We start from the raw sequence: 23,231 nt of genomic DNA, 5'->3' as shown, positions 1-23,231 counted from the left end.
TCGTCAGCAATCTTTGGTGACTTCTGACAGCACTGCCGTCGCCGGAGCCGTCCACCGGGGTCCGGCGGGGGAGGGCGGCGGCACCGGGCGCCGGTCAAGCGATCCTTGAGGACTCTGCCGGACCGTGGCGGCCAGTAACCTACCCAGGAGGGTCACGGTGATGGCAGTACGAGGCGTGCAGCTCTACGACACCACTCTGCGAGACGGCACCCAGCAGGAGGGGATGGTGCTGACGGTGCAGGACAAGCTGGCCGTCGCGCGCCACCTGGATGCCTTCGGCGTCGGGTTCATCGAGGGCGGGAGGCCGGACTGCACGCTTCGGCGCTGCGGGTGGATCCCGATCTGTACCAGCACATCGACCCGTCCGTCGTGGGCAACCGAATGCGCACCCTCGTCTCGGACATGGGCGGCCGTTCGTCTGTCGAGCTCAAGGCCCGCGAACTCGGCTGCACGGTGACGGCCGGTTCCGAGGCCGGCGTACGGCTGCGGATCCCGGAGCGTCCGGTCCCCGGCGTCGGCCCCTTCCCGCCCGAACGGATCGTGCGACGGGTGCGACCGGGCCGAGGCGCTAAACCCCGGCCGCCCCCAGCAGCTCCCCCGCCACGTACGTCACGGCCATCGCCAGCGCTCCCCCGCCCATGTTCCGCAGCAGCGCCGGCCCCACCGCCGCGTCGCCCAGCCGGGCGCTCCACCAGCCCGTCAGGGCCAGCGCGGCGAGCACCGACAGCACGGTCACCCACAGCCGCAGCGACATCGGGGGCAGCACGATCGCCAGCAGCGGCAGCAGCGCGCCCACCGTGAACGCGAGGAAGCTGGCGCCCGCCGCGTGCCAGGGGTTCGTCAGATCGTCCGGGTCGATGCCCAGCTCGACCTCCGCGTGGGCGCGCAGCGCGTCGCGTTCGGTGAGCTGGACGGCGGCCTCGCGGGCGACCTCATGGCTCAGCCCCTTGCCCTCCAGCAGTCCGGTGAGTTCGACGAGTTCCGCCTCCGGCGTCTCGCGGAGCTCGCGCTTCTCCGTGGCGAGCGCGGCCTTCTCCGAGTCGCGCTGGGTGGACACCGACACGTACTCGCCCGCGGCCATCGACATGGACCCGGCCAGCAGTCCGGCCAGGCCGGCGGTCAGCAGGGTGCCGCGGTCGTCGGTGGCCCCGGCGACACCGACGACGAGGCCGGCGGTGGAGACCACACCGTCATTGGCCCCGAGCACGGCGGCGCGCAGCCAGTTCAGCCGTGCGCCCATACCCGTGTCGTGCGGTTCGTGGTGCGCCTGGGGATCGCTCATCCGGTGATAATCCCACCTGGTGCCTCTCGTTTGGATCAGGCTGGGCTCGCGCCCGGTCCAAACGAAAGCCCCTCGCCGTGTCACCAGACGCGTACCGACCCGCCCGGCGCGAACGCGGGACTGGTCGCGCCCGCGGGGACCTCCTTCAGGGGTTCGGCGATCTCCTGGACCGTCGGGCCGACGGTGGCGGCGATCCGGTCCAGGGCGGCCAGGTCGAATCCGTAGACGCGGGCCGCGTTACCGCCCGCCATGGCCGCGATCTCGGCGGGCGGCAGCCCGGCGTACGCGATCCGCAGGCCTTCGCGTGAGTACGGGGCGGTGCCCTCGTCGTGCGGGTAGTCGCTGCCCCACATGATCTTGTCGAGGCCGATCCGGTCGCGCAGTGGCACCTCGTGCGGGCGCATGAAGCTGGCGCCCACGTAGCAGTTCTCGCGCCATACCTCGCTGGGGCTCGCGCCCATCGAACCGGCCAGTCCCGCACCGAACTTGGACTCCGCCGTGGCTGCCCGGGAGGCCGACGCGACGAGTCGGCCGTGGTAGTAGTCGAGCATGTCCATGATGCCCGGGATCCAGCCGGAACCCTGTTCGGTGAGGACGAGCCTCAGCCCGGGATGGCGGCGGAACGCCCCGCCGAAGATCAGGTGCCACAGGGCCCGGTGCGAGAACCAGGTGGTCTCCACCATGAAGACGGCGCGGGCCGCCGGTTCGTCGCCCAGCGGCGGGGAGGCGGAGCCGCCGTGGTGGTTGACCGGTACGTCCAGCTCCGCGCAGACCGCCCAGAGCGGGTCGTACACCGGGGAGTGCAGCTCCGGGACGCCGGAGCCCGGTGGGGCGCCGGGCAGCAGGATGCCGCCGGTGAGTCCGGCCTCCTTGGTGCGGCGGACCTCGCGGGCCGCCTCGGCCGGGTCGTTCAGGAGGATCTGCGCGACGCCCGCACGCCTGCCGGGCGCGGCCGCGCAGAAGTCGGCGAGCCAGCGGTTGTGGGCGCGCAGCCCGGCCCAGCGCTGTTCGTACTCCGCCCGGGAGGGGGCGGGGGCCATCAGGGAGGCGGAGGGGAAGAAGGGCGGGATGGTGTTGGGGAAGACGACCTCGGCGACAATGCCGTCCGCCTCCTGGTCGGCGAGCCTGCGGGCCGAGTTCCAGTTGCGGTCGGCGGTGTCGGCCACCAGGTCCTCGTACGGGTTGACGTAGCCGGCCGCCCAGGCGTCGAAGTCGTCGTGGTGCTCCGACTCCAGGTACGGCCGGTAGTCGAGGAGGTCGGCGCCGGCGTGGCAGTCGGCGGAGATGACCGTGTAGCGGTCCGCCGGGGCGCCCCCCGGCTGCGTCACGACGCCCTCGGGGCCCGTCACGACGCCCCCAGGACCGGGAAGTCGTGGTCGGTCAGCCAGTGCCTGCCGACCTCGCGCGAGCGCGCCCAGGATGCCTCGACCGCGCTCTGGTCGGCGCTCTGGCCCAGGTCGGCGGGGGTGGGGCCGATGCGCGCGGCGAGCGGGGCCAGCTTTTCCGTGTCGAAGCCGAAGACCTCGGCGGCGGCCAGGCCCAGCATCCGGCGGGTCTCGGTGACGGGGATGTCGTGGAAGGTGGTGCGCAGCCAGTTCGCGGTGTTCGGCCAGGTGCCCTCGGGGTGCGGGAAGTCGCTGCCCCACAGGATGTTGTCGACGCCGATCTCGTACCGCTGGGCGAGCTCGCGGCGTTTGGTGTTGGTGGCGCAGATGAACACCTGGCGGTCGAGGTACTCGTGCGGCGGGCGCTTCAGCTCGGCGAACGGGGAGAGCTTCTTGCCGCCGTGGGCGCCGAGGTAGAGGCGGTCCATGAACCACAGGAGGTTCGGCAGCCACCAGCAGCCGGACTCCGCGACGCCGAACTTCAGCCCGGGATGGCGTTCGAAGGCGCCCGACCAGAGGAGGAACCAGAGCGGGCGGGACGGCCACCAGGTGACCTCGGAGACGTAGATGCCGAGGTGGTCGCCGTACTCGTGGCGGGGTGCCGCGCCCGAGTGGGTGACGATCGGCATCCCGGTCTCGGCGGCGGCCGCCCAGACGGGGTCGTAGCGGCGGTCGTGGTACGGGGCCTTGTCCACCCACATGGAGGGGATCATCAGGGCGCCGAGGCCCGACTCCTTCGCCCGGTGGATCTCGGCGACGACCCGGTCGGTCTCGCCCGTGACGGGCAGCAGGGCGACCCCGCAGTGACGTTCGGGGTGCTGCGAGACGAAGTCGGCGAGCCAGCGGTTGTGGGCCTGCGCGCCGGCCATGCCCAGCTCCGGGTCCTGGTCGCCGGAGAGGCCGAGGCCGACGCCGAAGGGGGCCGCGGTGCGGCTGTCCACGGCGTCCGCGTCGGGGAAGACGACCTCGGCCGCCACCCCGTCGCCGTCGAGTTCCTTGAGCCGCTGCGTACTGTCCCAGCCGCCCCTGAGGCCTTCCTCGTTGTCCTGGAACCACTTGTCGGCGAAGGCCTCGTTGCGGACCCCGAGGCGGGTCATCTCCTCGCGGCGGCGGTCGCGGCCGGCGAGGAAGTCGTCGAACTCCCGGTGGAAGCGGCTGTCGAGGTAGGGCCGGTACTCCTCGGTGGGCAGTCCGGCGTGGCAGTCGGAGGAGATGATCAGGTACGGATCGTCGGTCATCGCTGGGTCCTCAGTCGAGTACGAAACTTTCCAGGTACGACGGGTTGGCCCGGTCGAGCATCGACTGCGACCTGGCGCGGATCTGCCGGTCGCTGTGCTCGCTGTCCGGCAGCATCCAGAAGCGGTCGGCGAGGATGCCGTCCACGACGGTCTGCGCGACCTCCTCCACCGGCGTGAACTCCACGTCGTGGCCGGCCGACCTCATGGCCGCCTCCCACTGGCCGAGGCTGCGGTACGGGGTCCTGCGCGGCCGCTCCTTGGCGTACCGCTCGGGGCGGTTGCGGTGCGACTCCCACAGTCCGGTGCGGAGCATGTGCGGGCCGGGGAAAAGGACCGAGGCGCCGACCGCCGCGTCCTCCGCCCGAAGGTGCGCGTAAAGCGATTCGGTCATGGTGACGACTGCGGACTTGGTGACCGCGTACACGGAGGCGGTGGGCAGCGGGGCGATCCCGCCGTCGCCGGAGGAGGTGTTGACGACATGGCCGGGGGCGCCGCCCGCGAGCATGCGCGGCACGAAGGCCTGGATGCCGTGGAAGACACCCCACACATTGACCGCGAAGGCCCACTTCCAGTCGTTCGGCTCGTGCTCCCACATCCGGCCCTCGGCGCCCGATCCGACGCCGGCGTTGTTGCACAGCACGTGCACGGCGCCGAAGGCGTCGTAGGCGGCCTCGGCCAGCGCCTGTACGGAGTCCCGTTCGCTGACGTCGACGGCCCGGGCCAGCACCCGTGCCCCGTCCTCGCGCAGTTCACCGGCGGCCTTGTCGAGCGCGCCCTCCTCCACGTCGGCGAGCACGACGTTCATCCCCTCGGCCGCGAACCGGCGGGCCATCGCGAGGCCGATACCGCTCGCGGCGCCGGTGACGACGGCGGTCTGGCCCTCCTCCAGCCTCATCGGACGCTCCCCTCGGGCGGGCCGTCGTGGATCTGCTGCGGATCGTCGTAGCGCTGGTGGACGTACGGCAGCAGCGCGTCGGCGCTGACCCGCTCCACGGCCCGTCCCTGCTGGTCGCTGGTCTTCTCGCCGATGGTGAGGTCGATCAGCCTGCGGACGGGGAGGTCGGCGACCGGGTCGTACATCGACTCGCGCAGCACCACGTCGCCGGTGATCCGCTCCAGCCTGCGGACCTTCTCGTTGCGGGTGCAGTGGATCAGTACGGGGCCGGAGTCGAAGCCCTCGCCGTCCACGGCGGGCAGGAACTTGAAGTAGAAGTCGAGCTTCGTGACCGGCTCGGGCAGCGGCAGCGGTCCGTCGACCGCGCCGCGGATCTCGACGAAGGCGATGCCGTGGCGGGCCAGGCGGGCCCGGACGACGAGACCCTCGCGTTCGACGCTCACCTCGCCGAGCTTCTTCGGTTCGCCGAACACCTCGCGGCCGCCGGTCAGCGCCCGTTCGTGGGTCATCGGCATGACCAGCGGATACCAGCCCTCCTGCCCGTCATGGACGGCGGCGACGGCGACGGAGCCCGCGCCGAGCGGATAGCCGGGCAGATCGACCTTGCTGACGCTGGCCCGGACGAGCGGGCGTCCGGAGGGTTTCAGGGGCGGCGGGAGGACGGCCGCCACCGCGTCGGGGTCGCTCTCCCAGACGGCGGTGACGCCGGTGGACCAGATGTCGGGGAGCCTGGAGCGGGCCTCGCGGGATGCCGCGATCTCGGCCTCGGTGCGCGCGCCGTACCGTACCCGTGCCATGCGGTGCCACCCTTCTCGGTCGTCCGTGTCCCGGCTCTCCGCCGGGCTCTGTAACACAGTTACACCGGAGACGATGAAGGGTAAATAGGCATGCGTGTAACGGAGTTATGGAAACTGGAGGAGCTGTGGCTCGATCGGCGCTGACCCGCGAGGAGGTCCTCGCGACCGCCGCCGCACTGGTGCGGCAGCACGGTCCGCAGGCCCTCACCATGCGCAAGCTGGCTGCCGGACTGGGCACCGCCGTCACCTCGATCTACTGGCACGTGGGCAACCGCGAGTCCCTGCTGGACGCCCTCGTCGAGCGCACCGTCCAGGAGATGGGCACCCTGCGCCCCACCGGCCGGGCCCCGGCCGCCCGGATCGTCTCCGTGGCCCGCGGGCTGCGCCGCGAACTGCGCGCCCGCCCGCACCTGATCGCGATGGTCCACGAACGGGGACTGACGGAACGGATGTTCCTGCCGGCGCAACAGGCGCTGGTCCACGAGGTGCACGCCGCCGGGCTCCGCGGCGCACGGGCGGCGGCCGCGGTCCGCTCGGTGCAGTTCCACACCGTCGGCTTCCTGCTCGTGGAGCGCAACCGGGAACGCTCCCCCGTCCAGTCACCGGCCGAGGGCGATCTGTGGAGCGAGTCGACGGCCGGCGGCGATCCGGCACTGGCCCGGGCACTGACCCGGCCCGCCGACCCGGACCGGCTGTTCGCCACCTCCGTACGGGCGCTGGTGGACGGGCTGCTGGCAGGCTCCTCGCAGGAGCGCCGATCCCCCGGACAGGGCCCGGGGGTGACGGCCGAATAGGGGACTGTCGGTCGCGGCCCGTATTCTCTGTGACCATGCTCGACGACCGCCAGACCGCAGCACCGTGGCCGACCGCCTACCCGCAGGGGTACGCGGTCGTCGACGTGGAGACCACCGGACTCGCACGGGACGACCGGATCATCTCCGCCGCCGTCTACCGCCTGGACGCACAGGGAAACGTCGAGGACCACTGGTACACCCTGGTCAACCCGGAGCGGGACCCCGGCCCCGTGTGGATTCACGGGCTGACCAGTGATGTCCTCGAAGGCGCCCCGCTCTTCCCGGAGGTCGCCGCCCAGCTCTCCGAGCGGCTCGCCGACCGCGTGCTGGTCGCGCACAACGCCGCCTTCGACTGGTCGATGCTCGCCCGGGAGTACGCGCGGGCCTCGGTGATCGCCCCGGTCCAGCAGCGGCTGTGCACCATCGCGCTCTCCAAGGAGCTGCGGCTGCCGCTGCCCAACCACAAGCTGGAGTCGCTGGCCGCGCACTTCGGGGTCGTGCAGCAGCGCGCGCACCACGCGCTGGACGATGCCCGGGTGCTGGCCGAGGCGTTCCGCCCGAGTCTGCACGCGGCGGCGGACGGCGGGCTGCGGCTGCCACTGCTGGAATGCCGGCCGCTGACCGAGTGGTCGGACTCCCCCGTCACCCCGCGGGTCGGCCACCAGGCCTCGTACGGCGGCCAGACCAGCTGGCGCCCCTCGCGCAAGCGTCCGGCCTGCCCGTATCCGAATCCGGGGCGGTACGAGAAGGACAAACCTCTCATGCAGGGCATGCGGGTGGCGTTCTCCGGGGACACCTCGATCGACCGCGAGCTGCTGGAGGACCGGGCGGTGGAGGCCGGGCTGCATGTGGCGACCAGCGTCTCCCGGCTGACCAGTCTGCTCGTCACCAACGACCCGGACGCGGCGACGTCCAAGACGGTGAAGGCCAAGTCGTTCGGCACCCCGATCCTGGAGGAGAGCGCGTTCACCCATCTCCTGCGGGACGTGGCCGCGGCGTCGAAGGGGTAGCGCGGTCATCGGAGTGAACCGGGGGCGACTCGCCCGCCCACCGCTCGCCCGCCGCCGCCCTCGCGTCCCACCCTGTGGCGCATGGCACGTTGCGAGGTATGCGGAAACGACTACGGGATGTCCTTCGAAGTGCACGCGCAGGGCGCGGTGCACGTCTTCGACTGCTTCTCCTGCGCCATTCACCGGATGGCGCCGATCTGTGAGCACTGCCGGGTCCAGGTCATCGGCCAGGGCGTCGAGGTCGACGGGCACTGGTTCTGCGGCGGTCACTGCGCCCGCGCGGAGGGGAAGGTGGGCATCATCGACAAAGTCTGAGCACCGGGCGCCGGCCCCCTTCCCCCACCCCCTGCGCGATGCACCCCATGACGCAGTTGTACCGTCATGGGGTGTACCGCTTCCTGTTGACACGGCAGTGGCTGATCCTCGCCCTCCTCGCCCTCGTCATGATTCCCACGATGATCGAGCTGGGCTTCTGGCAGCTGCACCGGCATGAGCACAAGGTCGCGCAGAACGCCCTGATCTCTCACAACCTCAAGGCGAAGCCGGTTCCGGTCGCCGCGCTCACCTCGCCCGGCCACACCGTTCCGCGCTCGGACTACTGGCGCGCGGTGAAGGCCACCGGGACGTACGACGAGAAGCACGAGGTCGTGGTGCGGCGCAGGACTGCCACCGACGGCAGCATCGGCTTCCATGTGCTGGTCCCGTTCGACCTCAAGGGCGGCGGCACGGTCATGATCAACCGTGGCTGGATCCCCACCGCCGACGACCAGCGCGCCTTCCCCGACGTGCCGGCCGTACCGAAGGGCGAAGTGACCGTCACCGGGCGGCTCAAGGCCGACGAGACGACGGGCAGCAGCGGTATCAAGGACCTCTCGGACCTGCCGGACCGCCAGGTGATGCTGATCAACAGCGCCGAGCAGGCCAAGCTGCTCTCCCGGCCGGTGCTCGGCGGCTACCTGGAACAGACCGGGCCCGTGCCGTCCGGCGACACCCCCGAGCTGATCGAGGCCCCCGACGACAGCTCCATCGGCCCGCACATGGCGTACGCCGTGCAGTGGTGGCTGTTCGCCGCCGGTGTTCCGGTCGGCTATGTGGTGCTGGCCCGCCGGGAGAAGCGCGACCTGGTGACGGCAGCGGCCGCGGCCGCCGAAGCGGGGGGCGCCGCGGCGGAGCCCGGGAAGCCCGAGCCCGCGAAGGCCTGACGGCGTGTCGGCAACGTCCCCCGCCGGGGTGACTCCCGCCTCACGTCGGACAACGGCTGCTTAGCGGGGGCCATGTTCGGGAACACGCCAGAACGTGACCCCACTCATCGAGGACTACGCCCTCATCGGCGATCTCCAGACAGCCGCCCTGGTCGGAAAGAACGGTTCTGTCGACTGGCTCTGCCTGCCCCGCTTCGACTCGGGCGCCTGCTTCGCCGCCCTGCTCGGTGAGGAGGACAACGGCCACTGGCGCATCGCGCCGACGGGCGCGGACACCTGCACCCGGCGCGCCTACGCGGGTGACTCCCTCGTCCTGGAGACGTTCTGGGAGACCCGCACCGGCACGGTCAAGGTCATCGACTTCATGCCGCAGCGCGACCAGGAACCCGATGTGATGCGGATCATCGAGGGTGTCAGCGGCACCGTCGACATGAGCTCCGTGCTCCGGCTGCGCTTCGACTTCGGCTCGGTCGTGCCCTGGGTGCGCCGCTCGCAGGGCCACCGGGTGGCGGTCGCGGGGCCGGACTCCGCCTGGCTGCGCAGCGAGCCGCCGGTCAAGACCTGGGGCCAGCAGTTCTCCACCTGCTCCTCGTTCAGCGTCTCCGCGGGGGAACAGGTGGCGTTCGTCCTGACCTGGCACCCCTCGCACTCGCCCCGGCCCGACCTCGTCGATCCGTTCGAGGCGCTGGACAACACCCTGTCCGACTGGGCCGAGTGGTCCGCCCGCTGCAAGTACCAGGGGCCCTACCGGGAGGCCGTGATCCGTTCACTGATCACCCTGAAGGCGCTCACCTTCGGTCCGACCGGCGGCATCGTGGCGGCCCCCACCACCTCGCTGCCGGAGGAGATCGGCGGCGTACGGAACTGGGACTACCGCTTCTGCTGGCTACGGGACTCCACGCTCACCCTCGGCGCGCTGATCTCGGCCGGCTATCTGGAGGAGGCCGGCGCCTGGCGGGACTGGCTGCTGCGCGCCGTCGCCGGGGACCCGGCCGATCTGCAGATCATGTACGGGCTCGCGGGCGAGCGCAGACTGCCCGAGTCGGAGCTGACATGGCTGCGCGGTTACGAGAGCTCCGCCCCGGTCCGGATCGGCAACGCCGCGGTCCGCCAGCGTCAGCTCGATGTGTACGGGGAGGTCATCGACTCGCTCCGGCTGGCCCATGAGGCGGGCCTGGGCGACAAACCGCACGCCTGGAACATCCAGCTCAGCCTGCTCGGCTTCCTGGAGTCCACCTGGCGCGAGCCGGACGAGGGGCTGTGGGAAATCCGCGGCCAGCGCCGCCACTTCGTGCACTCCAAGGTGATGGCCTGGGTGGCGGCCGACCGCGCCGTGCGCAGCCTGGAGGAGAACCCGTCACTGACCGGCGACGCCGACCGCTGGCGGGCGATGCGGGACGCCGTGCACCGGGAGGTGTGCGAGAAGGGGTACGACCCGGTGCGCAACACCTTCACCCAGTCGTACGGGTCACGGAACCTGGACGCCGCGACACTCCTGATCGCCAGGACCGGCTTCCTGCCGCCGGACGACCCGCGGCTCATCGGGACGGTGGACGCCGTCCGCGCCGAGCTGGGAAGCGACGGGCTGGTGCGCCGCTACAGCACCGACGGCACCTCGATCGACGGGCTGCCCGGCGGTGAGGGCGCGTTCCTGGCCTGCTCGTTCTGGCTGGCGGACGCGTTGCGGATGACCGGACGCACCGAGGAGGCCACCGAACTGTTCGAGCGGCTGCTGGCGCTCCGCAACGACGTGGGGCTGCTCGCCGAGGAGTACGACACCGCCGCCATGCGCCAGCTCGGCAACTTCCCGCAGGCCTTCAGCCACGTCGGGCTGGTGGGGACGGCCGTCGCGCTGGCCGAGGCACAGGCCCCTGCGGACACCGCGGCGGGCGAGGCGGCAGGATAGGGCCATGGATCTTGGACTGAAGGACCGTGTGTACATCGTCACCGGCGCGACCCGGGGACTGGGCAACGCCGCGGCACGGGCGCTGGTGGACGACGGCGCGAGGGTGATCATCACCGGCCGGGACGAGAAGAGCGTCCGGGCGGCCGCCGACGAACTGGGCCCGGACGCCGTCGGGCTCGCCGCGGACAACGCCGACCCCTCCGTGGCGCAGCGGCTGGTGGACGCCGCGCAGGAGGGGTTCGGCCGGCTCGACGGCATCCTCATCAGCGTCGGCGGTCCGGCGCCCGGCTTCGTCGCGGACAACACCGACGAGCAGTGGCAGTCGGCCTTCGATTCGGTCTTCCTGGGCGCGGTGCGTCTGGCCCGTGCGGCCGCCGCGGCGCTCGGCGAGGGCGGTGTCATCGGCTTCGTGCTCTCCGGCTCCGTCCACGAGCCGATCGCCGGTCTGACCATTTCCAACGGTCTGCGGCCCGGCCTGGCCGGGTTCGCCAAGTCACTGGCCAACGAGCTCGGCCCTCGGGGCATCCGGGTGGTGGGCGTGCTGCCGGCCCGGATCGACACGGACCGGGTGCGTGAACTGGACGCGCTCTCCGGCGACGCGGAGGCCTCGCGCACGGCCAACGAGGCGCGCATCCCGCTGCGCCGCTACGGCACCCCGCAGGAGTTCGGCCGGACGGCGGCCTTCCTGCTCTCGCCCGCCGCCTCGTATCTGACCGGCATCATGGTCCCGGTCGACGGCGGCTCCCGGCACGGCTTCTGAACCGTCCACCGCCGCACGGCCGGACGAACGACGCGCGGGCGGGGCGGATGACTCCGGCCCGCCCGCGTATCCGTACCGTCCGCCCGCGTATCCGTACCGTCCGTCAGCTCACCCGCTCCGCGCGGTGCTTGACCGCCCTCAGCCGCACCTCCGCGGGCAGCCGCGCCAGCCCCGCGGAGTCCCTGGCATGGGCCAGCGCCTCGTCGGTCAGCCGGCCCAGCGCCTTGTCGGGCGCCGCGTGCGGCTCCATCAGCAGCCGGACCCTGGCCTGCGGGGTACTGCGCTTCCCGGTGAGTACGACCTGGGCGCGGGCCACCCCGTCCAGGGACCCCGCCTCCGCGGCGAGCACGCCCTCCAGGGCTCGGCCGCGCAGCAGCGCACCCTCGCCGTCCCCGCTGTCCACCAGCACCTCGGAGAGGCGGGCCCGGCGCAGTTGGGCCAGCAGCCACCACAGGGCGAGCACGACGAGGACGGCGAGGACCGCGATCACCGTCGGCCACCACCAGCCGTCCGAGCGCCAGCGGTCCCGGTCGGCCTCGCTGAGCAGTACGTCGTTCTTGCCGGACCAGGGCCACCAGGACGGTACGGAGAGCCCGGTCGCGGCGGCCAGCACTCCGCCGCCCACGCAGACCAGCACCAGCCCGGCGAGGCCCAGCAGCACCCGGTTGACGGTCCTGAGCACGCCGCTCACCCCTTCTTCGCCGGACGGCGGACATGGACGGACAGGCGCGGCGGCCTGGACAGTCCGAGCTCCCCGATGCCCATGGAGAGTGCGGTGTCCAGATCGGCCCGTACGTCGTCGAGTTCACGGAAGTGCGAGACGGCCCGCACCCTCACCTTGCTCCGTCTCATCCGGACCCGGACCGACTGCACACCGGACACCTCGACGGCCCGGTCGCGCAGGACCGTCGCGGCCGCGGTCCGGTCCAGCGCGGCCCGTACACCGGGGTGGTCGCGGCGCATCGGCAGCAGGTCACGGAGTCCGGGCGTGAGCGCGAGGACGGTCAGCCACAGGCCGATCGCCGCCGCGACCGCCGCACCGGTCAGTACCCAGACGTCGTTCAGCGGCCGCCGGGCCAGCTCGTCGGCCAGCGAGCGGCGCCACTGCATCGCCGGATGGCCGGCCCGCACCGCCGCCACGTCGTACAGGAGGAGTCCGGCGCCGCCGAGGACCACCAGGGCGAGGATGCCGGCCGGAACGCGGCGCGCGGACCAGAAGCGGCCGCCGCCGCCCTCGCCCCGCTCCTTGGCGGGCACCGGGTCGTAGGCCGCGGACGACGCCGACTGGTCGAGTTCGAGCACGTCCCCGTGCTCCACCGGCTGGACCGTGGGCAGCCGCTGCGTGCTGTGTTCCGGGTTCTGGGGCTCGGTCATCGGATCCTCCCCTGCGCCGCGAGACTCGCTCCTGAGGGGTGCAGGCGTTCGACCTGTACGGCCACTTCCGGCACCTCCATCCCCGCCAACGCTTTTACCCGCATCGCGACCCGGTGACGCACGGCACCGCACTGGCGGCCGATGTCGCTGGGATACCCGAGCTCCAGACTCACCCGCACCCGGGCCGTGTCACGGTGCACCGTGACCGTGGCGCGCGGCGACGCACCGTCCTTCGCCGGCTCTTCGACGGCCTCCTTCGCCGCCTGCGCGGCGATCTTCGCGACCACCCGGTCGGCGATCCGGGTCTCCCCGCGCTCCGCGGCGGCGACCCGGCCGCTCGCCCCCGACACGGCCGTCACCGTCGTCGGTCGCCGCGATCGCGACTCCGGAAGAAGTCGCCGGGCTCCAGGTCACCGTCGAAGAAGCGACCGGCGACGAAGCCGACCGCCCCCAACGCGGCCACCAGCAGGAAGGCACCGAAACCGCCGAAATATCCGGCGAATCCGAGCGCCATGCCCGCCACCATGCCGACCACAGCCATGCTCATCGTGCGCTCCTCAACTACCTCGGACGGGAGGACTACTGGAGACGTGGCTCGGGCTGTTCGTCGTCATCGTCCTCGTCGGGCAGCTTCACATCGCTCACCGCGATGTTGACCTCGACGACTTCGAGACCCGTCATCCGCTCGACCGCGGCGACAACGTTCTCCCGTACGTCACGCGCGACATCGGCGATCGACACGCCGTAGTCCACGACGACCTCCAGGTCGAGGGCGGTCTGCGACTCGCCGACCTCGGCCTTCACGCCCCGGGTGACGGACTTGCCGCCGCCGGGCACCCGGTCGCGCACCGCGCCGAAGGTTCGGGAGAGGCCACTGCCCATCGCGTGCACGCCGACCACGTCGCGAGCCGCCATTCCGGCGATCTTCTCGACCACGCCGTCGGCGATCGTCGTGCGGCCGCGGGTGGCGGGGTCTCCCCCGCCGCGCTTGGTCAGTGGCGTGCTCGCGTCCTTGTCGGGGTTCTCGGGCCGGTTCCGCTGTGGGGTCTCGGTCATCGCCGTTCTTCCCTTCGGGGCAGAGTTGGACTTCATTGCCCACATTAAGTGCGCTTGCCCCGTCTCGCGCCGTGGATACGGCAGGCTGGGGCGATGACGACGGCTGACAGCCCGAACAGGGCCGACGGATGGACGGCTGCGGTTCGGCAACGGCTCGGCCTGGGCCGGCTGCTCCCTCTGGGTGGTCCGGCGGACGGGGTCTGGATCTCGGAACGGGCCGCGGTCGCGGTGCTGCGCCGGGCGGTACGCCGTCCCGGCGCGGGGCCGGTGCTCGGTGAGCTGAGGATCGCGGTGGCCGATCCGGGGACGGCCTGCGAACCGCAGGTGCCCTCGCCCCCGAGTGCGCTGCCGCCGGGCCCGCTGCGGATCGAGGCGACCATGGCGGCGACCGCCGAGCAGCCGCTGCCCGTCGCCGCGGCGGCGCTGCGCTCGGCGCTGCTGGCGGCTGCCTCGCGGCGGCTCGGCCTGGTGGTCGCCGAGGTGGACCTCCAGGTGACGGAGTTGCTGGAGACCGCGCCGGAGCGGGCGGAGCCGGAGCCGGCCGAGGTGCGGGCGGCGAAACCCGGGGACGCGGCGGGCCGGGCGGCCGCCGGGGTGGCCGGTGTCGCGACGCTGACCCGGGTGCTGGGCGCGGCGGTGCACACGGGCGCGGACCACGTACGGGTCGAGCTGGCGACGGACGGCGGCCACCGCGCGCTCGACGTGGCACGCTCGGTGCGGGCCGCGGTGACGGAAGCGGTGGACGGGCATCCGCCGGTCGCGGTGCTGGTCACGGCGGTGACGGGGCAATCGGCGCCACCGGGGGCGCCGGAGGCCTCGGAAGGCTGAACCGGGCGCCTCGGGCGGCCGGACGCGGGCCGGCGGGGCGCGCCGCGTTCGGCCGGCCGGGGCGGTGTGCCCCCGGCCGGGTGACGTATCAGTCGGACATGCCCGCCAGGTCGCGCAGCCGGCGGCCCTGCGCGGCCCGTTCGGCGGTGCGCTGCTCCTCGTACGTACGGGAGACGGCCCCGCTCAGCAGGGCCTTGGTCTCGACGAGGGCGTCGCGCGGGGCGGCCAGCAGGGCGCCGGCCAGGTCGCGGGCGGCTCCGTCGAGCTCCTCGGCGGGCACCACGAGGTTGGCCAGTCCGGTGCGCTCGGCCTCCGGGGCGTGCACGAAGCGGCCGGTGGCGCAGATTTCGAGCGCGCGTGCGTACCCCACCAGGTGCACCAAGGGGTGCGTGCCGGTGAGGTCGGGCACCAGACCGAGGCTGGTCTCGCGCATGGCGAACTGCACGTCCTCGGCGACGATCCGCAGATCGCAGGCGAGAGCGAGCTGGAAGCCCGCACCGATGGCATGTCCCTGGACGGCCGCGATCGACACGATGTCGTTGCGACGCCACCAGGTGAACGCCTCCTGGTACTCGGCGATGACCCCGTCGAGCTCGGCCTCGGGGCCACGCCCCATGTCGAGGAAGGACGGCTCGCCGTCGAAGCCCTCGGGGGTGAACGCCTGGCGGTCGAGACCGGCGGAGAAGGACACGCCTTCGCCGCGCAGCACGACGACCCGCACACTGCCGGGCAGGGCCCGTCCGGCCTCTGTCAACGCCCGCCACAGAGCGGGGGACTGAGCGTTGCGCTTGGCCGGATTGGTGAGGGTCACCGTGGCAATCGCGTCATCGACGGTGAGTCGTACGCCGTCCTTGTCGAGCACGGAGTCGAGCGAGGTCATGGAGCGCCTCCGGTTCGGGTGCAGTCAGCACATGGAGCTAAGTGACTGAACAGTAACCACCCGATCGACCGCACGGTCGACCGGGTGGCCACCGCCGAAACCGGTGAGCCCCGGGGCAGGTCGTACGACCTGTCCCGATCCGCCGACGGCTGTCAGGCCGCTGCGGCCTTCTTGCCTCGTGTCGCGCCGCCGCGTCCTCGCAGCGTCACTCCGGACTCGCTGAGCATCCGGTGGACGAATCCGTAGGAGCGGCCGGTTTCCTCGGCCAACGCCCGGATGCTCGCACCGGAGTCGTACTTCTTCTTCAGGTCTGCCGCGAGCTTGTCGCGCGCGGCGCCGGTTACCCGGCTGCCCTTCTTCAGAGTCTCGGCCACCCGTGCCTCCTCGTGGGAAGTGCGCTCTGGACTCTCATGATCACCCCTCCGGAGCTTCCTGGCCACCCATTCGGCAAGGTCCGTGCAACCGGATTCACGCCCCGGGAGTGCGCCGGACTGATCGGAATCTCGCATTCCGCAGGGCTGTGACGGGCCCGGGGGGAACTCCCCGGGAGGAACGTCCAGGTCAGGGCCGCGAGGGGATTGCGCCCGCATATGGGTGCGCCCGGCAGCTATCTGCCGGGCGCCGCGCCGAGGTACGAGACGTACTCACACAGATGAGGGATCACGCGTAGGCCGAATGATCCAGTGGGAGTGGATCAGCGGGCGGCGGGACGGGTCAGGCCAGCGAGACCAGGTCCCGGTAGTCCGCACCCCACAGGTCCTCGACGCCGTCGGGCAGCAGGATGATGCGCTCGGGCTGGAGCGCCTCGACCGCGCCCTCGTCGTGCGTGACGAGGACGACGGCGCCCTTGTACGTGCGCAGCGCGCCGAGGATCTCCTCGCGGCTGGCCGGGTCGAGGTTGTTGGTGGGCTCGTCGAGCAGCAGCACGTTGGCGGAGGAGACCACCAGCGTCGCCAGGGCGAGCCGGGTCTTCTCACCGCCGGAGAGCACCCCGGCGGGCTTGTCCACGTCGTCCCCGGAGAAGAGGAACGAGCCGAGCGTCTTGCGGACCGCGACGAGGTCGAGGTCGGGCGCCGCGGAGCGCATGTTCTCCAGGACGGTGCGGTTCGGGTCGAGGGTCTCGTGCTCCTGGGCGTAGTAGCCGAGCTTGAGTCCGTGGCCCTCGATGATGTCGCCCGTGTCGGCCTTCTCCGCGCCCCCGAGGAGCCGGAGCAGGGTGGTCTTGCCGGCGCCGTTGAGGCCGAGGATGACGACCCGGGAGCCCTTGTCGATGGCCAGGTCGACGCCGGTGAAGATCTCCAGGGATCCGTAGGACTTGGAGAGGCCCTCCGCCATCAGCGGGGTCTTGCCGCACGGCGAGGGGTCCGGGAAGCGCAGCTTGGCGACCTTGTCGGAGACCCGTACGGCATCCAGGCCGGAGAGCAGCCGGTCGGCGCGCTTGGCCATGTTCTGCGCGGCCACGGTCTTGGTGGCCTTGGCGCGCATCTTGTCGGCCTGGGCGTTGAGCGTCGCGGCCTTCTTCTCGGCGTTCTGCCGCTCGCGCTTGCGGCGCCTCTCGTCGGCCTCGCGCTGCTGCTGGTAGAGCTTCCAGCCCATGTTGTAGACGTCGATCTGCGACCGGTTGGCGTCGAGGTAGAAGACCTTGTTGACGACGGTCTCGACGAGCTCTTCATCGTGGGAGATCACGACGAAGCCGCCGCGGTAGCCCTTGAGGTAGTCGCGCAGCCAGACGATCGAGTCGGCGTCGAGGTGGTTGGTGGGCTCGTCGAGGAGCAGGGTGTCGGCGTCCGAGAAGAGGATCCTGGCCAGTTCGACACGTCGGCGCTGACCGCCGGAGAGCGTGTGGAGCGGCTGGGCGAGCACCCGGTCGGGGAGGCTGAGGGCCGCGGCGATGGTGGCGGCCTCGGCCTCGGCGGCGTATCCGCCCTTGGTGAGGAACTCCGTCTCCAGGCGCTCGTACTTCTTCATCGCCTTCTCGCGGGTGGCGCCCTTGCCGTTCGCCATCCGCTCCTCGTTCTCGCGCATCTTGCGGAGGATCTCGTCGAGGCCGCGGGCGGAGAGGATGCGGTCCCGGGCGAGCACGTCGAGGTCGCCGGTGCGCGGGTCCTGCGGGAGGTAGCCGACCTCGCCGGAGCGGGTGATGGTGCCGGCAGCGGGGGTGCCCTCGCCGGCGAGGCACTTGGTGAGGGTGGTCTTGCCCGCTCCGTTGCGGCCGACGAGGCCGATGCGGTCGCCCTTGGCGATGCGGAAGGAGGCGGATTCGATAAGCATGCGGGCGCCGGCGCGCAGCTCGATGCCGGAGGCGGTGATCACGGGAAAAACTCCAGGGCGGAATGGACGGCGGAGGAACGGCTAGCGATTCACGACTCGAACGCCGCTACTCACGCATACGCACAAGGAGAGTTGCCATGAGCACCAGTCTACTGGCGGTGTCCAATCACTTTTCCGCCTGCTCCCGGCACGGTTGCCGAAAACCGCCCAGCGCTCCTGGGCGACTCCGCTCCGTGAGCAATAAGGTGCATTGCGGTGTGAGCTATTCGATACTCGGCGCAGGGCTGCGCGCAGCCGCGTCGGTCGGGGGCGACCGGATCCAGGGCCGGGTCACCCCGGAGCCCTGGACAACGCACGGCCGTCAGGGCAGCCGACTGCCTCTGCGGGTCCGGCCGGCCTCGGGTCTCCCCCGGTCGGCCGGACCGTTCTCAGGCTCCGCCGGTGTGCACCTGGAACGCCGCCTTGCGGACGGCTTTGGCGAGCGCGGGGTCGGGGTGTGCGGCGGCCAGCGCCACCAGGACCTGGACGGTGCGCGGATGACCGACCGCCCGTACCTCGTCGAGCAGGGCCGGGACGCTGCCCTGCACGGCCGAGTCGAGGTGGCGGACCAGCAGTCCGGTCTCGCCGTGGTCGGCCACGGCCGCCGCGGTGTCGACCCAGAGCCAGGTGGCCTCCTCGCGGCTGAGGACCTCCTGGGCGTCCTCGGGGTCGGCCCCTTCGTACTCGGCGAGCCAGAGCAGCGCGTAGGGGCGCAGCGACGGGTCGGCGACGACGGAGCGCACCTCGGGCTCGGCGGGTGCGCCGACGACGCGGAGCGCCTCGAAGGCGAGCCCACGCAGCAGCGCGTCCTCGCCCCGGGCCACCCCGAGGAGTTCGGCGACGGCGCTGCCGACGGGGCGGGCCGCCAGCCAGGCGCGGTATTCGGCACGGGCCGGTCCAGGGGTGAGCCGGGCGCAGCCCAGCAGCATGTCGGCGGCGGACTGCTCGATGTTCCCGGCCGGGCTCTGGGCGGCGACGCAGATCTGTTCCAGCTTGACCCAGACCGCCCAGTTGCCGAGCGGGGTGAGGGTGGCGTGCCCGGAGCCGAGGGTGAGCGCCCCGACGGCGGCCAGCCCCTCCAGGGCCCAGTCCAGCAGGAGGGCGACCAGCGCCTCGGGGTGGGTGGTGGGCGCCGCCTCGGCGGGGGCGGGCAGCGGCTGCGGCCCGTACGGCACCTCGCAGCGCTCCTCGTGGAGTTCGGCGACGCGCTGGCCCAGGAGGTCGAGGAGGGCGGGCACGGTGACCGGGCCCGCCGAGAGCTGGAGGAGGGAGAGCACCTGGGGCACGGCTTCGACGGCCTCGGCGACCGCGGTGGACTCGATGTCCTGCGGTGCGGGGTGGACGAGTGACCAGGCGTCGAAGAGCGCCACCCAGCCGCGGAGCACGGCGGAGTCGTCGCGGTCCCAGGCGCGCAGCCGCCAGCCGGGCCGTGCGGTGTCGCCGTGCAGTTCGACGAGGCCGGCGAGCCGGGCCCGGTCCCAGCCGGAGCGCACCTGGGCCGGGGACAACTCCAGCTCCGAAGAGGCCCGTTCGAGGGCCGTGGTGGCCAGGGGTGGTGTGCCGGGGCGGGAGCCGCCGGCCGCCCAGCGGGCGATCCGCACGGCGTCGGCGAGGGCCGTCCTGGCCTGGCGGGCCAGTTCCGCCCGGGGCGGGGTGCCCTCGGGCGGGCGGGGCGCCGGCCTGGTGCGCCGGGTGATCACGGCCTTGCGAGCGGTGGCGAGGGGTCGCGGGCGGACAAGTCGCAGCCTGGAGTCGCGCGGGGTACGGGACGTCACGGGGAGCAGTCTTGCCTCTGACAGCCCGAAAGCCCAAACGGAACCCGAATTGCCGGTGTCCCGGGGCGTCCGCGCCGTCCTGGACCAACCGGCCGAAGCGGCACAACAGCTCACATCAGGGGCGTGAGGAAGCGTCGCAGCGCCTCTTCGTAGCGGACCGGGTCGGCATTCCACATCGCCGCATGCGGAGCCTGCGGCACGGGGTGCAGGGCGACCAGGTCGGGGCGGCGGGCGGCGAGCGACCGGGACGGCTGCCAGGGCGCCAGGGTGTCGTCGGGCCCGTGGAAGATCAGGGTGGGGACGTGCAGGGTCATGGGCAGCGAGGTGTCCAGGAGCCGGGCGCCCCGCAGTCCGGTCTGCCCCTGGGCGGCGCGGACGGCGAGGGGCAACAGGGCGGACGGGACCCCGCGGGCGGCGGCCAGGGCGCGCAGGGTGGTGGCCCAGTCCATGACCGGGGAGTCGAGGACGAGGCCGCAGATCCGGTCCCGGAGCGCGGAGTTGGCGCAGGCGTGCAGGGCCATGGCGGCGCCGGTGGACCAGCCGTGCAGCACGACCTTCTCGGCGCCGTAGCGCACGGCGAAGCGGATGGCCGCGTCCAGGTCGCGCCATTCGGACTCGCCGAGGTGGCTGAGGCCGTCCGGGGAGCGCGGGGCTCCGGCGTCGCCGCGGTAGGCGAGATCGAGCACCGGCAGCTGCTGTCCGTTCAGGAAGCCGATCAGGTTCAGCGGGTGTTCCCGGGTGGTGCCGATGCCGTGCGCGGTGATGACCCAGGTGTCGCGGGGGCCGGGCACGAACCATGCGGGCAGGGCGCCGAGTTCGCCGGTGATCTCGATCTCGCGGTGTGCGAGGCCCAGAGCCGTGGTGGGGTCACCGCTGTGCAGTTCGGGCGTCATGCGGACCTTGGCCCCGGGGCGCAGGGTGCCGCGGTTGACGCGCTCCAGCCGGCGCACCACGGTGTCGGCGGCCTGGTGGGCCTGGTCGATCACCGGGCCGACGACGGCGTGGACGCCGTCACCGACCAGCCCGTAGGTGCCGGGCCGCAGCGCGGCGAAGGACCGGGTCAGGGTGACCTGTCCCGCCGCCGTCGCATGCACGGTGAGTCTGCGGTCGGCGGGGAAGGGACGTCCGGACGGCGCCCCGAGGGCGACGTCGCTGGCGTACCGGCCGGCCGCGACCGCTGCCGCACCGGCGCCGAGGATGGAGGTGACGACTGCTGCCGTCGCTGTAGCCGGGCGCACGGCTTCAGTCTCATGGGCGCCCCCGCACTCGGCCAGCGGGCGGGGGCCGTCCGGTGCCGGACGGCCCCCGCCCCGACCGGCACCGCCCCGCCGTCCGAAGGAGTTCGGGAGGGACTACGGACGGCCTCGGCCCGGCTGTCCGTACTCCTTCAGCGCCTCCCGGACATCGCTCAGCTGGTCCGGGGTGAGCAGGGCCGGGGAACGGCCGGGGACCGCGCTCGCGGCGAGCCAGAGGCGGCACAGCCATTCGAGCTGGGCGGTGCGGTCGTACGCCTCGTCGAGGGTGGCTCCGTAGGTGACGGTTCCGTGGTTGCCGAGCAGACAGCCGGTGCGGTCCCGCAGGGCCGCCAGCATGTTCGCGGCCAGTTCGTCGGTGCCGTACCGGGCATAGGCGGCGACGCGGACGGGGCCGCCCAGCAGCGCGGCCGCGTAATGGACCGGCGGAACCTCGGCGACCAGCGTGGAGACGGCCGTGGCGTGCACCGCGTGGGTGTGCACGACGGCGGCGGCCGCCGTGTTCCGGTAGACCGCGAGATGGAGCGGAAGCTCGCTGGTCGGGGTCAGCTCGCCGAGGATCTGGTTGCCCTCCAGATCGACGCCGACCGCGTCCTCGGGGCGGAGCCGGTCGTAGGGAACACCGCTCGGGGTGACCAGGACGGTGGAGCCGACCCGCGCCGACACATTGCCCGAGGTCCCGACGACCAGGCCGTCGGCCGCCGTCCTGCGGGCGGTGGCGACGACGGCGCCCCAGGCCTCCTCGATGTCCCCTGCCTGTTCGACGCCCCCGGTCCGTTCGACCGGGCCCCGCCACTGATCGCTCATACGAAGATCCTTTCCACTGATGAGCGGTCCATGTTTCCGCTCGCTCCGGAAGATCGTCCGGGGTCGGATTCGGGGCCCACACCGCCCCGTAGCCGTCCCCGGCTGTCGGACCACGGCCAAATGGAGCGACGGCACTCCGATTGGAGTCACCACAACGCCCTGTCCAGTTCATCTTCCGTTCACCCAGGTTGCCTACGTTCCTCGTGCCACTGACGTCGAACGATTGCCTGGGTAAATGGAACACATCACGCTGCTGCTCGCGATTGTGATCGTGACAGCTCTAGTGTTCGATTTCACGAACGGTTTCCACGACACCGCCAACGCGATGGCCACGACCATCTCGACCGGCGCACTCAAACCCAAGACAGCGGTGGCGATGTCCGCCGTTCTCAACCTCGTCGGCGCGTTCCTGTCGGTGGAGGTCGCCAAGACGATCTCCGGCGGGATCATCAACGAGAACGGCCTCAGAACCGAGGTCATCTTCGCGGCGCTCGTCGGCGCCATCCTGTGGAATCTGCTGACCTGGCTGGTCGGACTCCCGTCCAGCTCCTCCCACGCCCTCTTCGGCGGTCTGATCGGCGCCGCGGTGATGTCCGCGGGCTGGTCGTCGGTCGACGGCGGCACGGTCGTCACCAAGGTGCTGCTCCCCGCGGTCGCCGCCCCGGTCGTCGCCGGTCTGGCCGCGCTGCTGGCCACCAAGCTGACGTACCGGATCGGCGGGAAGGTCCGTAACGGCGCCCAGGAGAAGGCCACCGCCAAGGGCTACCGCGCCGGGCAGATCGCCTCCGCCGGGCTGGTCTCCCTCGCGCACGGCACCAACGACGCGCAGAAGACCATGGGCATCATCACGCTGGCCCTGGTCACCGGCGGGGTGCTCTCCCCCGGTTCGAACCCGCCGGTCTGGGTCATCGTCAGCGCCGGTCTGGCCATCGCGCTCGGCACCTACCTGGGCGGCTGGCGCATCATCCGCACCATGGGCAGCGGCCTCACCGACCTCAAGCCGCCGCAGGGCTTCGCCGCCCAGACCAGTGCGGCCACGGTCATCCTGGCCTCCTCGCACCTCGGCTTCTCCCTCTCCACCACCCAGTCCTGCTCCGGCGCCGTGATGGGCGCGGGCCTCGGCCGCCGGGGCGGTGTGGTCCGCTGGTCCACCGCCACCCGGATGTTCGTCGCCTGGGGTCTGACCCTGCCGGCCGCCGGTCTGGTCGGGGCGGGGGCGGAGTTCCTCACCAAGCAGGGCACCTGGGGTGTCGTGCTCGTCGCCGTGCTGCTGGTCGCGGGCTCCGGAGCGATCTGGATCCTGTCGCGCCGCCGGCCGGTCGGCCACGGCGATGTCGCGCCCGGCGGCCAGGACGGCGCTCCCCTCGCGGGCGACGCCGAACCCGCGGGCGTCGTCACCACGGCCATCGCGGCCGTCAGCCCGCCGCCCACCGCGGCCCAGGCGCAGCAGGACCTCAAGACCACCATCCCGGCCCCCGCCGGACCCGTGGCCGACCCGGCGCGACCCGCCACGGTGTGAGAGCGTCCGGGAACCGGGGGCGGCGTCGCGGGACGGGGCACGCGGATCTCCCGCGTTGCCGTCGGTCGATATGGCTCCGCCAGACCTCCCTCCCGCGCCTTGCGGCCGCACGCACCCCGGTCCCGCTCCTTCTCCCGCCCCCCGATTCCCGGACGCTCTA

Annotated in this window: 24 protein-coding genes and 1 pseudogene; 9 read left to right on the top strand and 16 right to left on the bottom strand. The window is 72.3% G+C overall.

Annotation, left to right across the window (positions count from 1 at the left end):
- Window positions 1-160 precede the first annotated feature (160 nt).
- Window positions 161-256: pseudogene (locus OG322_RS41680) on the top strand (hypothetical protein); the annotation flags it as partial.
- 312 nt (window positions 257-568) lie between these two features.
- On the opposite strand, the gene OG322_RS30155 reads toward OG322_RS41680, so the two are convergent.
- From OG322_RS30155 to OG322_RS30135, 5 genes are all read right to left on the bottom strand, one after another.
- The gene (locus tag OG322_RS30155; RefSeq protein WP_123469062.1) at window positions 569-1,282 is read right to left on the bottom strand and encodes a VIT1/CCC1 transporter family protein; all 714 of its coding nucleotides are present in this window, start codon (window positions 1,280-1,282) and stop codon (window positions 569-571) included.
- Window positions 1,283-1,362: 80 nt separating this feature from the next.
- The gene (locus tag OG322_RS30150) at window positions 1,363-2,631 is read right to left on the bottom strand and encodes an amidohydrolase family protein (protein WP_306091272.1); all 1,269 of its coding nucleotides are present in this window, start codon (window positions 2,629-2,631) and stop codon (window positions 1,363-1,365) included.
- Entirely contained in the window at window positions 2,628-3,905 is a 1,278-nt protein-coding gene (locus tag OG322_RS30145; RefSeq protein ID WP_266412322.1) for an amidohydrolase family protein, read from the bottom strand. Before OG322_RS30145 ends, OG322_RS30150 begins: the two co-directional genes overlap by 4 nt.
- 10 nt (window positions 3,906-3,915) lie before the next feature.
- Entirely contained in the window at window positions 3,916-4,800 is an 885-nt protein-coding gene (locus OG322_RS30140) for an SDR family NAD(P)-dependent oxidoreductase (RefSeq protein WP_123469066.1), read from the bottom strand.
- The gene (locus tag OG322_RS30135) at window positions 4,797-5,597 is read right to left on the bottom strand and encodes an acetoacetate decarboxylase family protein (protein WP_123469068.1); all 801 of its coding nucleotides are present in this window, start codon (window positions 5,595-5,597) and stop codon (window positions 4,797-4,799) included. Before OG322_RS30135 ends, OG322_RS30140 begins: the two co-directional genes overlap by 4 nt.
- Window positions 5,598-5,722: 125 nt before the next feature.
- On the opposite strand from OG322_RS30135, the gene OG322_RS30130 reads away from it, so the two are divergent.
- The 6 genes from OG322_RS30130 to OG322_RS30105 all read left to right on the top strand — a co-directional run bounded on the left by OG322_RS30130 (window position 5,723) and on the right by OG322_RS30105 (window position 11,269).
- Window positions 5,723-6,391, top strand: a complete 669-nt coding sequence (locus OG322_RS30130) for a TetR/AcrR family transcriptional regulator (RefSeq protein WP_123469070.1) — start codon at window positions 5,723-5,725, stop codon at window positions 6,389-6,391.
- A 29-nt stretch (window positions 6,392-6,420) separates the two neighbouring features.
- Window positions 6,421-7,401, top strand: a complete 981-nt coding sequence (locus OG322_RS30125; RefSeq protein ID WP_123469072.1) for a DEDDh family exonuclease — start codon at window positions 6,421-6,423, stop codon at window positions 7,399-7,401.
- Between the two features lie 81 nt (window positions 7,402-7,482).
- On the top strand, window positions 7,483-7,716 hold the full coding sequence (locus OG322_RS30120) for a hypothetical protein (RefSeq protein ID WP_078852816.1): 234 nt from the start codon (window positions 7,483-7,485) through the stop codon (window positions 7,714-7,716).
- A 71-nt stretch (window positions 7,717-7,787) separates the two neighbouring features.
- Window positions 7,788-8,603, top strand: a complete 816-nt coding sequence (locus OG322_RS30115) for an SURF1 family cytochrome oxidase biogenesis protein (RefSeq protein ID WP_123469074.1) — start codon at window positions 7,788-7,790, stop codon at window positions 8,601-8,603.
- 94 nt (window positions 8,604-8,697) lie between these two features.
- Window positions 8,698-10,509, top strand: coding sequence for a glycoside hydrolase family 15 protein (locus tag OG322_RS30110; protein WP_123469076.1), 1,812 nt, complete (start codon window positions 8,698-8,700; stop codon window positions 10,507-10,509).
- 4 nt (window positions 10,510-10,513) lie between these two features.
- On the top strand, window positions 10,514-11,269 hold the full coding sequence (locus OG322_RS30105; protein WP_123469078.1) for an SDR family oxidoreductase: 756 nt from the start codon (window positions 10,514-10,516) through the stop codon (window positions 11,267-11,269).
- A 103-nt stretch (window positions 11,270-11,372) separates the two neighbouring features.
- Here OG322_RS30105 and amaP read toward each other — a convergent pair whose 3' ends face one another.
- The 5 genes from amaP to OG322_RS30080 are packed head-to-tail and all read right to left on the bottom strand — an operon-like array spanning window position 11,373 to window position 13,699.
- Complete coding sequence (amaP, locus tag OG322_RS30100) at window positions 11,373-11,960, bottom strand: alkaline shock response membrane anchor protein AmaP (protein ID WP_123469080.1); 588 nt, start codon at window positions 11,958-11,960, stop codon at window positions 11,373-11,375.
- Window positions 11,957-12,643, bottom strand: a complete 687-nt coding sequence (locus OG322_RS30095) for a DUF6286 domain-containing protein (RefSeq protein WP_123469082.1) — start codon at window positions 12,641-12,643, stop codon at window positions 11,957-11,959. Before OG322_RS30095 ends, amaP begins: the two co-directional genes overlap by 4 nt.
- Window positions 12,640-13,002, bottom strand: coding sequence for an Asp23/Gls24 family envelope stress response protein (locus OG322_RS30090; RefSeq protein WP_123469085.1), 363 nt, complete (start codon window positions 13,000-13,002; stop codon window positions 12,640-12,642). The genes OG322_RS30095 and OG322_RS30090 overlap by 4 nt, the downstream gene beginning before the upstream one ends.
- Complete coding sequence (locus OG322_RS30085) at window positions 12,999-13,190, bottom strand: hypothetical protein (protein WP_123469087.1); 192 nt, start codon at window positions 13,188-13,190, stop codon at window positions 12,999-13,001. Before OG322_RS30085 ends, OG322_RS30090 begins: the two co-directional genes overlap by 4 nt.
- A gap of 32 nt (window positions 13,191-13,222) precedes the next feature.
- Entirely contained in the window at window positions 13,223-13,699 is a 477-nt protein-coding gene (locus tag OG322_RS30080) for an Asp23/Gls24 family envelope stress response protein (RefSeq protein ID WP_123469089.1), read from the bottom strand.
- Window positions 13,700-13,792: 93 nt separating this feature from the next.
- Here OG322_RS30080 and OG322_RS30075 point away from each other — a divergent pair, with 93 nt between their 5' ends.
- Entirely contained in the window at window positions 13,793-14,527 is a 735-nt protein-coding gene (locus tag OG322_RS30075; protein WP_124283759.1) for a hypothetical protein, read from the top strand.
- A gap of 88 nt (window positions 14,528-14,615) precedes the next feature.
- On the opposite strand, the gene OG322_RS30070 is transcribed toward OG322_RS30075, so the two are convergent.
- The 6 genes from OG322_RS30070 to OG322_RS30045 all read right to left on the bottom strand — a co-directional run bounded on the left by OG322_RS30070 (window position 14,616) and on the right by OG322_RS30045 (window position 21,552).
- Window positions 14,616-15,407 (bottom strand): enoyl-CoA hydratase/isomerase family protein, encoded by a 792-nt coding sequence (locus tag OG322_RS30070; protein WP_124283760.1) that lies wholly within the window; start codon window positions 15,405-15,407, stop codon window positions 14,616-14,618.
- A 152-nt stretch (window positions 15,408-15,559) separates the two neighbouring features.
- Window positions 15,560-15,781: a helix-turn-helix domain-containing protein gene (locus OG322_RS30065; RefSeq protein ID WP_007263382.1), complete on the bottom strand. Its 222-nt coding sequence runs from the start codon at window positions 15,779-15,781 to the stop codon at window positions 15,560-15,562.
- Between the two features lie 340 nt (window positions 15,782-16,121).
- Window positions 16,122-17,720, bottom strand: a complete 1,599-nt coding sequence (locus OG322_RS30060) for an ABC-F family ATP-binding cassette domain-containing protein (RefSeq protein ID WP_329307242.1) — start codon at window positions 17,718-17,720, stop codon at window positions 16,122-16,124.
- 386 nt (window positions 17,721-18,106) lie between these two features.
- Entirely contained in the window at window positions 18,107-19,417 is a 1,311-nt protein-coding gene (locus tag OG322_RS30055; protein ID WP_123469829.1) for a hypothetical protein, read from the bottom strand.
- A gap of 185 nt (window positions 19,418-19,602) precedes the next feature.
- The gene (locus OG322_RS30050; protein WP_123469099.1) at window positions 19,603-20,730 is read right to left on the bottom strand and encodes an alpha/beta hydrolase; all 1,128 of its coding nucleotides are present in this window, start codon (window positions 20,728-20,730) and stop codon (window positions 19,603-19,605) included.
- Window positions 20,731-20,844: 114 nt separating this feature from the next.
- A complete protein-coding gene (locus OG322_RS30045; protein WP_123469101.1) occupies window positions 20,845-21,552 on the bottom strand; it encodes a class II aldolase/adducin family protein in 708 nt (235 codons plus the stop codon).
- 235 nt (window positions 21,553-21,787) lie between these two features.
- Between OG322_RS30045 and OG322_RS30040 the strand changes: the two genes are divergently transcribed.
- Window positions 21,788-23,071: an inorganic phosphate transporter gene (locus tag OG322_RS30040; protein WP_123469104.1), complete on the top strand. Its 1,284-nt coding sequence runs from the start codon at window positions 21,788-21,790 to the stop codon at window positions 23,069-23,071.
- Window positions 23,072-23,231: the final 160 nt, after the last annotated feature.

The organism is Streptomyces sp. NBC_01260 (genome assembly GCF_036226405.1).
Lineage (GTDB): Bacteria > Actinomycetota > Actinomycetes > Streptomycetales > Streptomycetaceae > Streptomyces > Streptomyces laculatispora.
The sequence above is the reverse complement of the archived record's forward strand: the minus strand, read 5'-3'. Positions and strand labels throughout refer to the sequence as shown.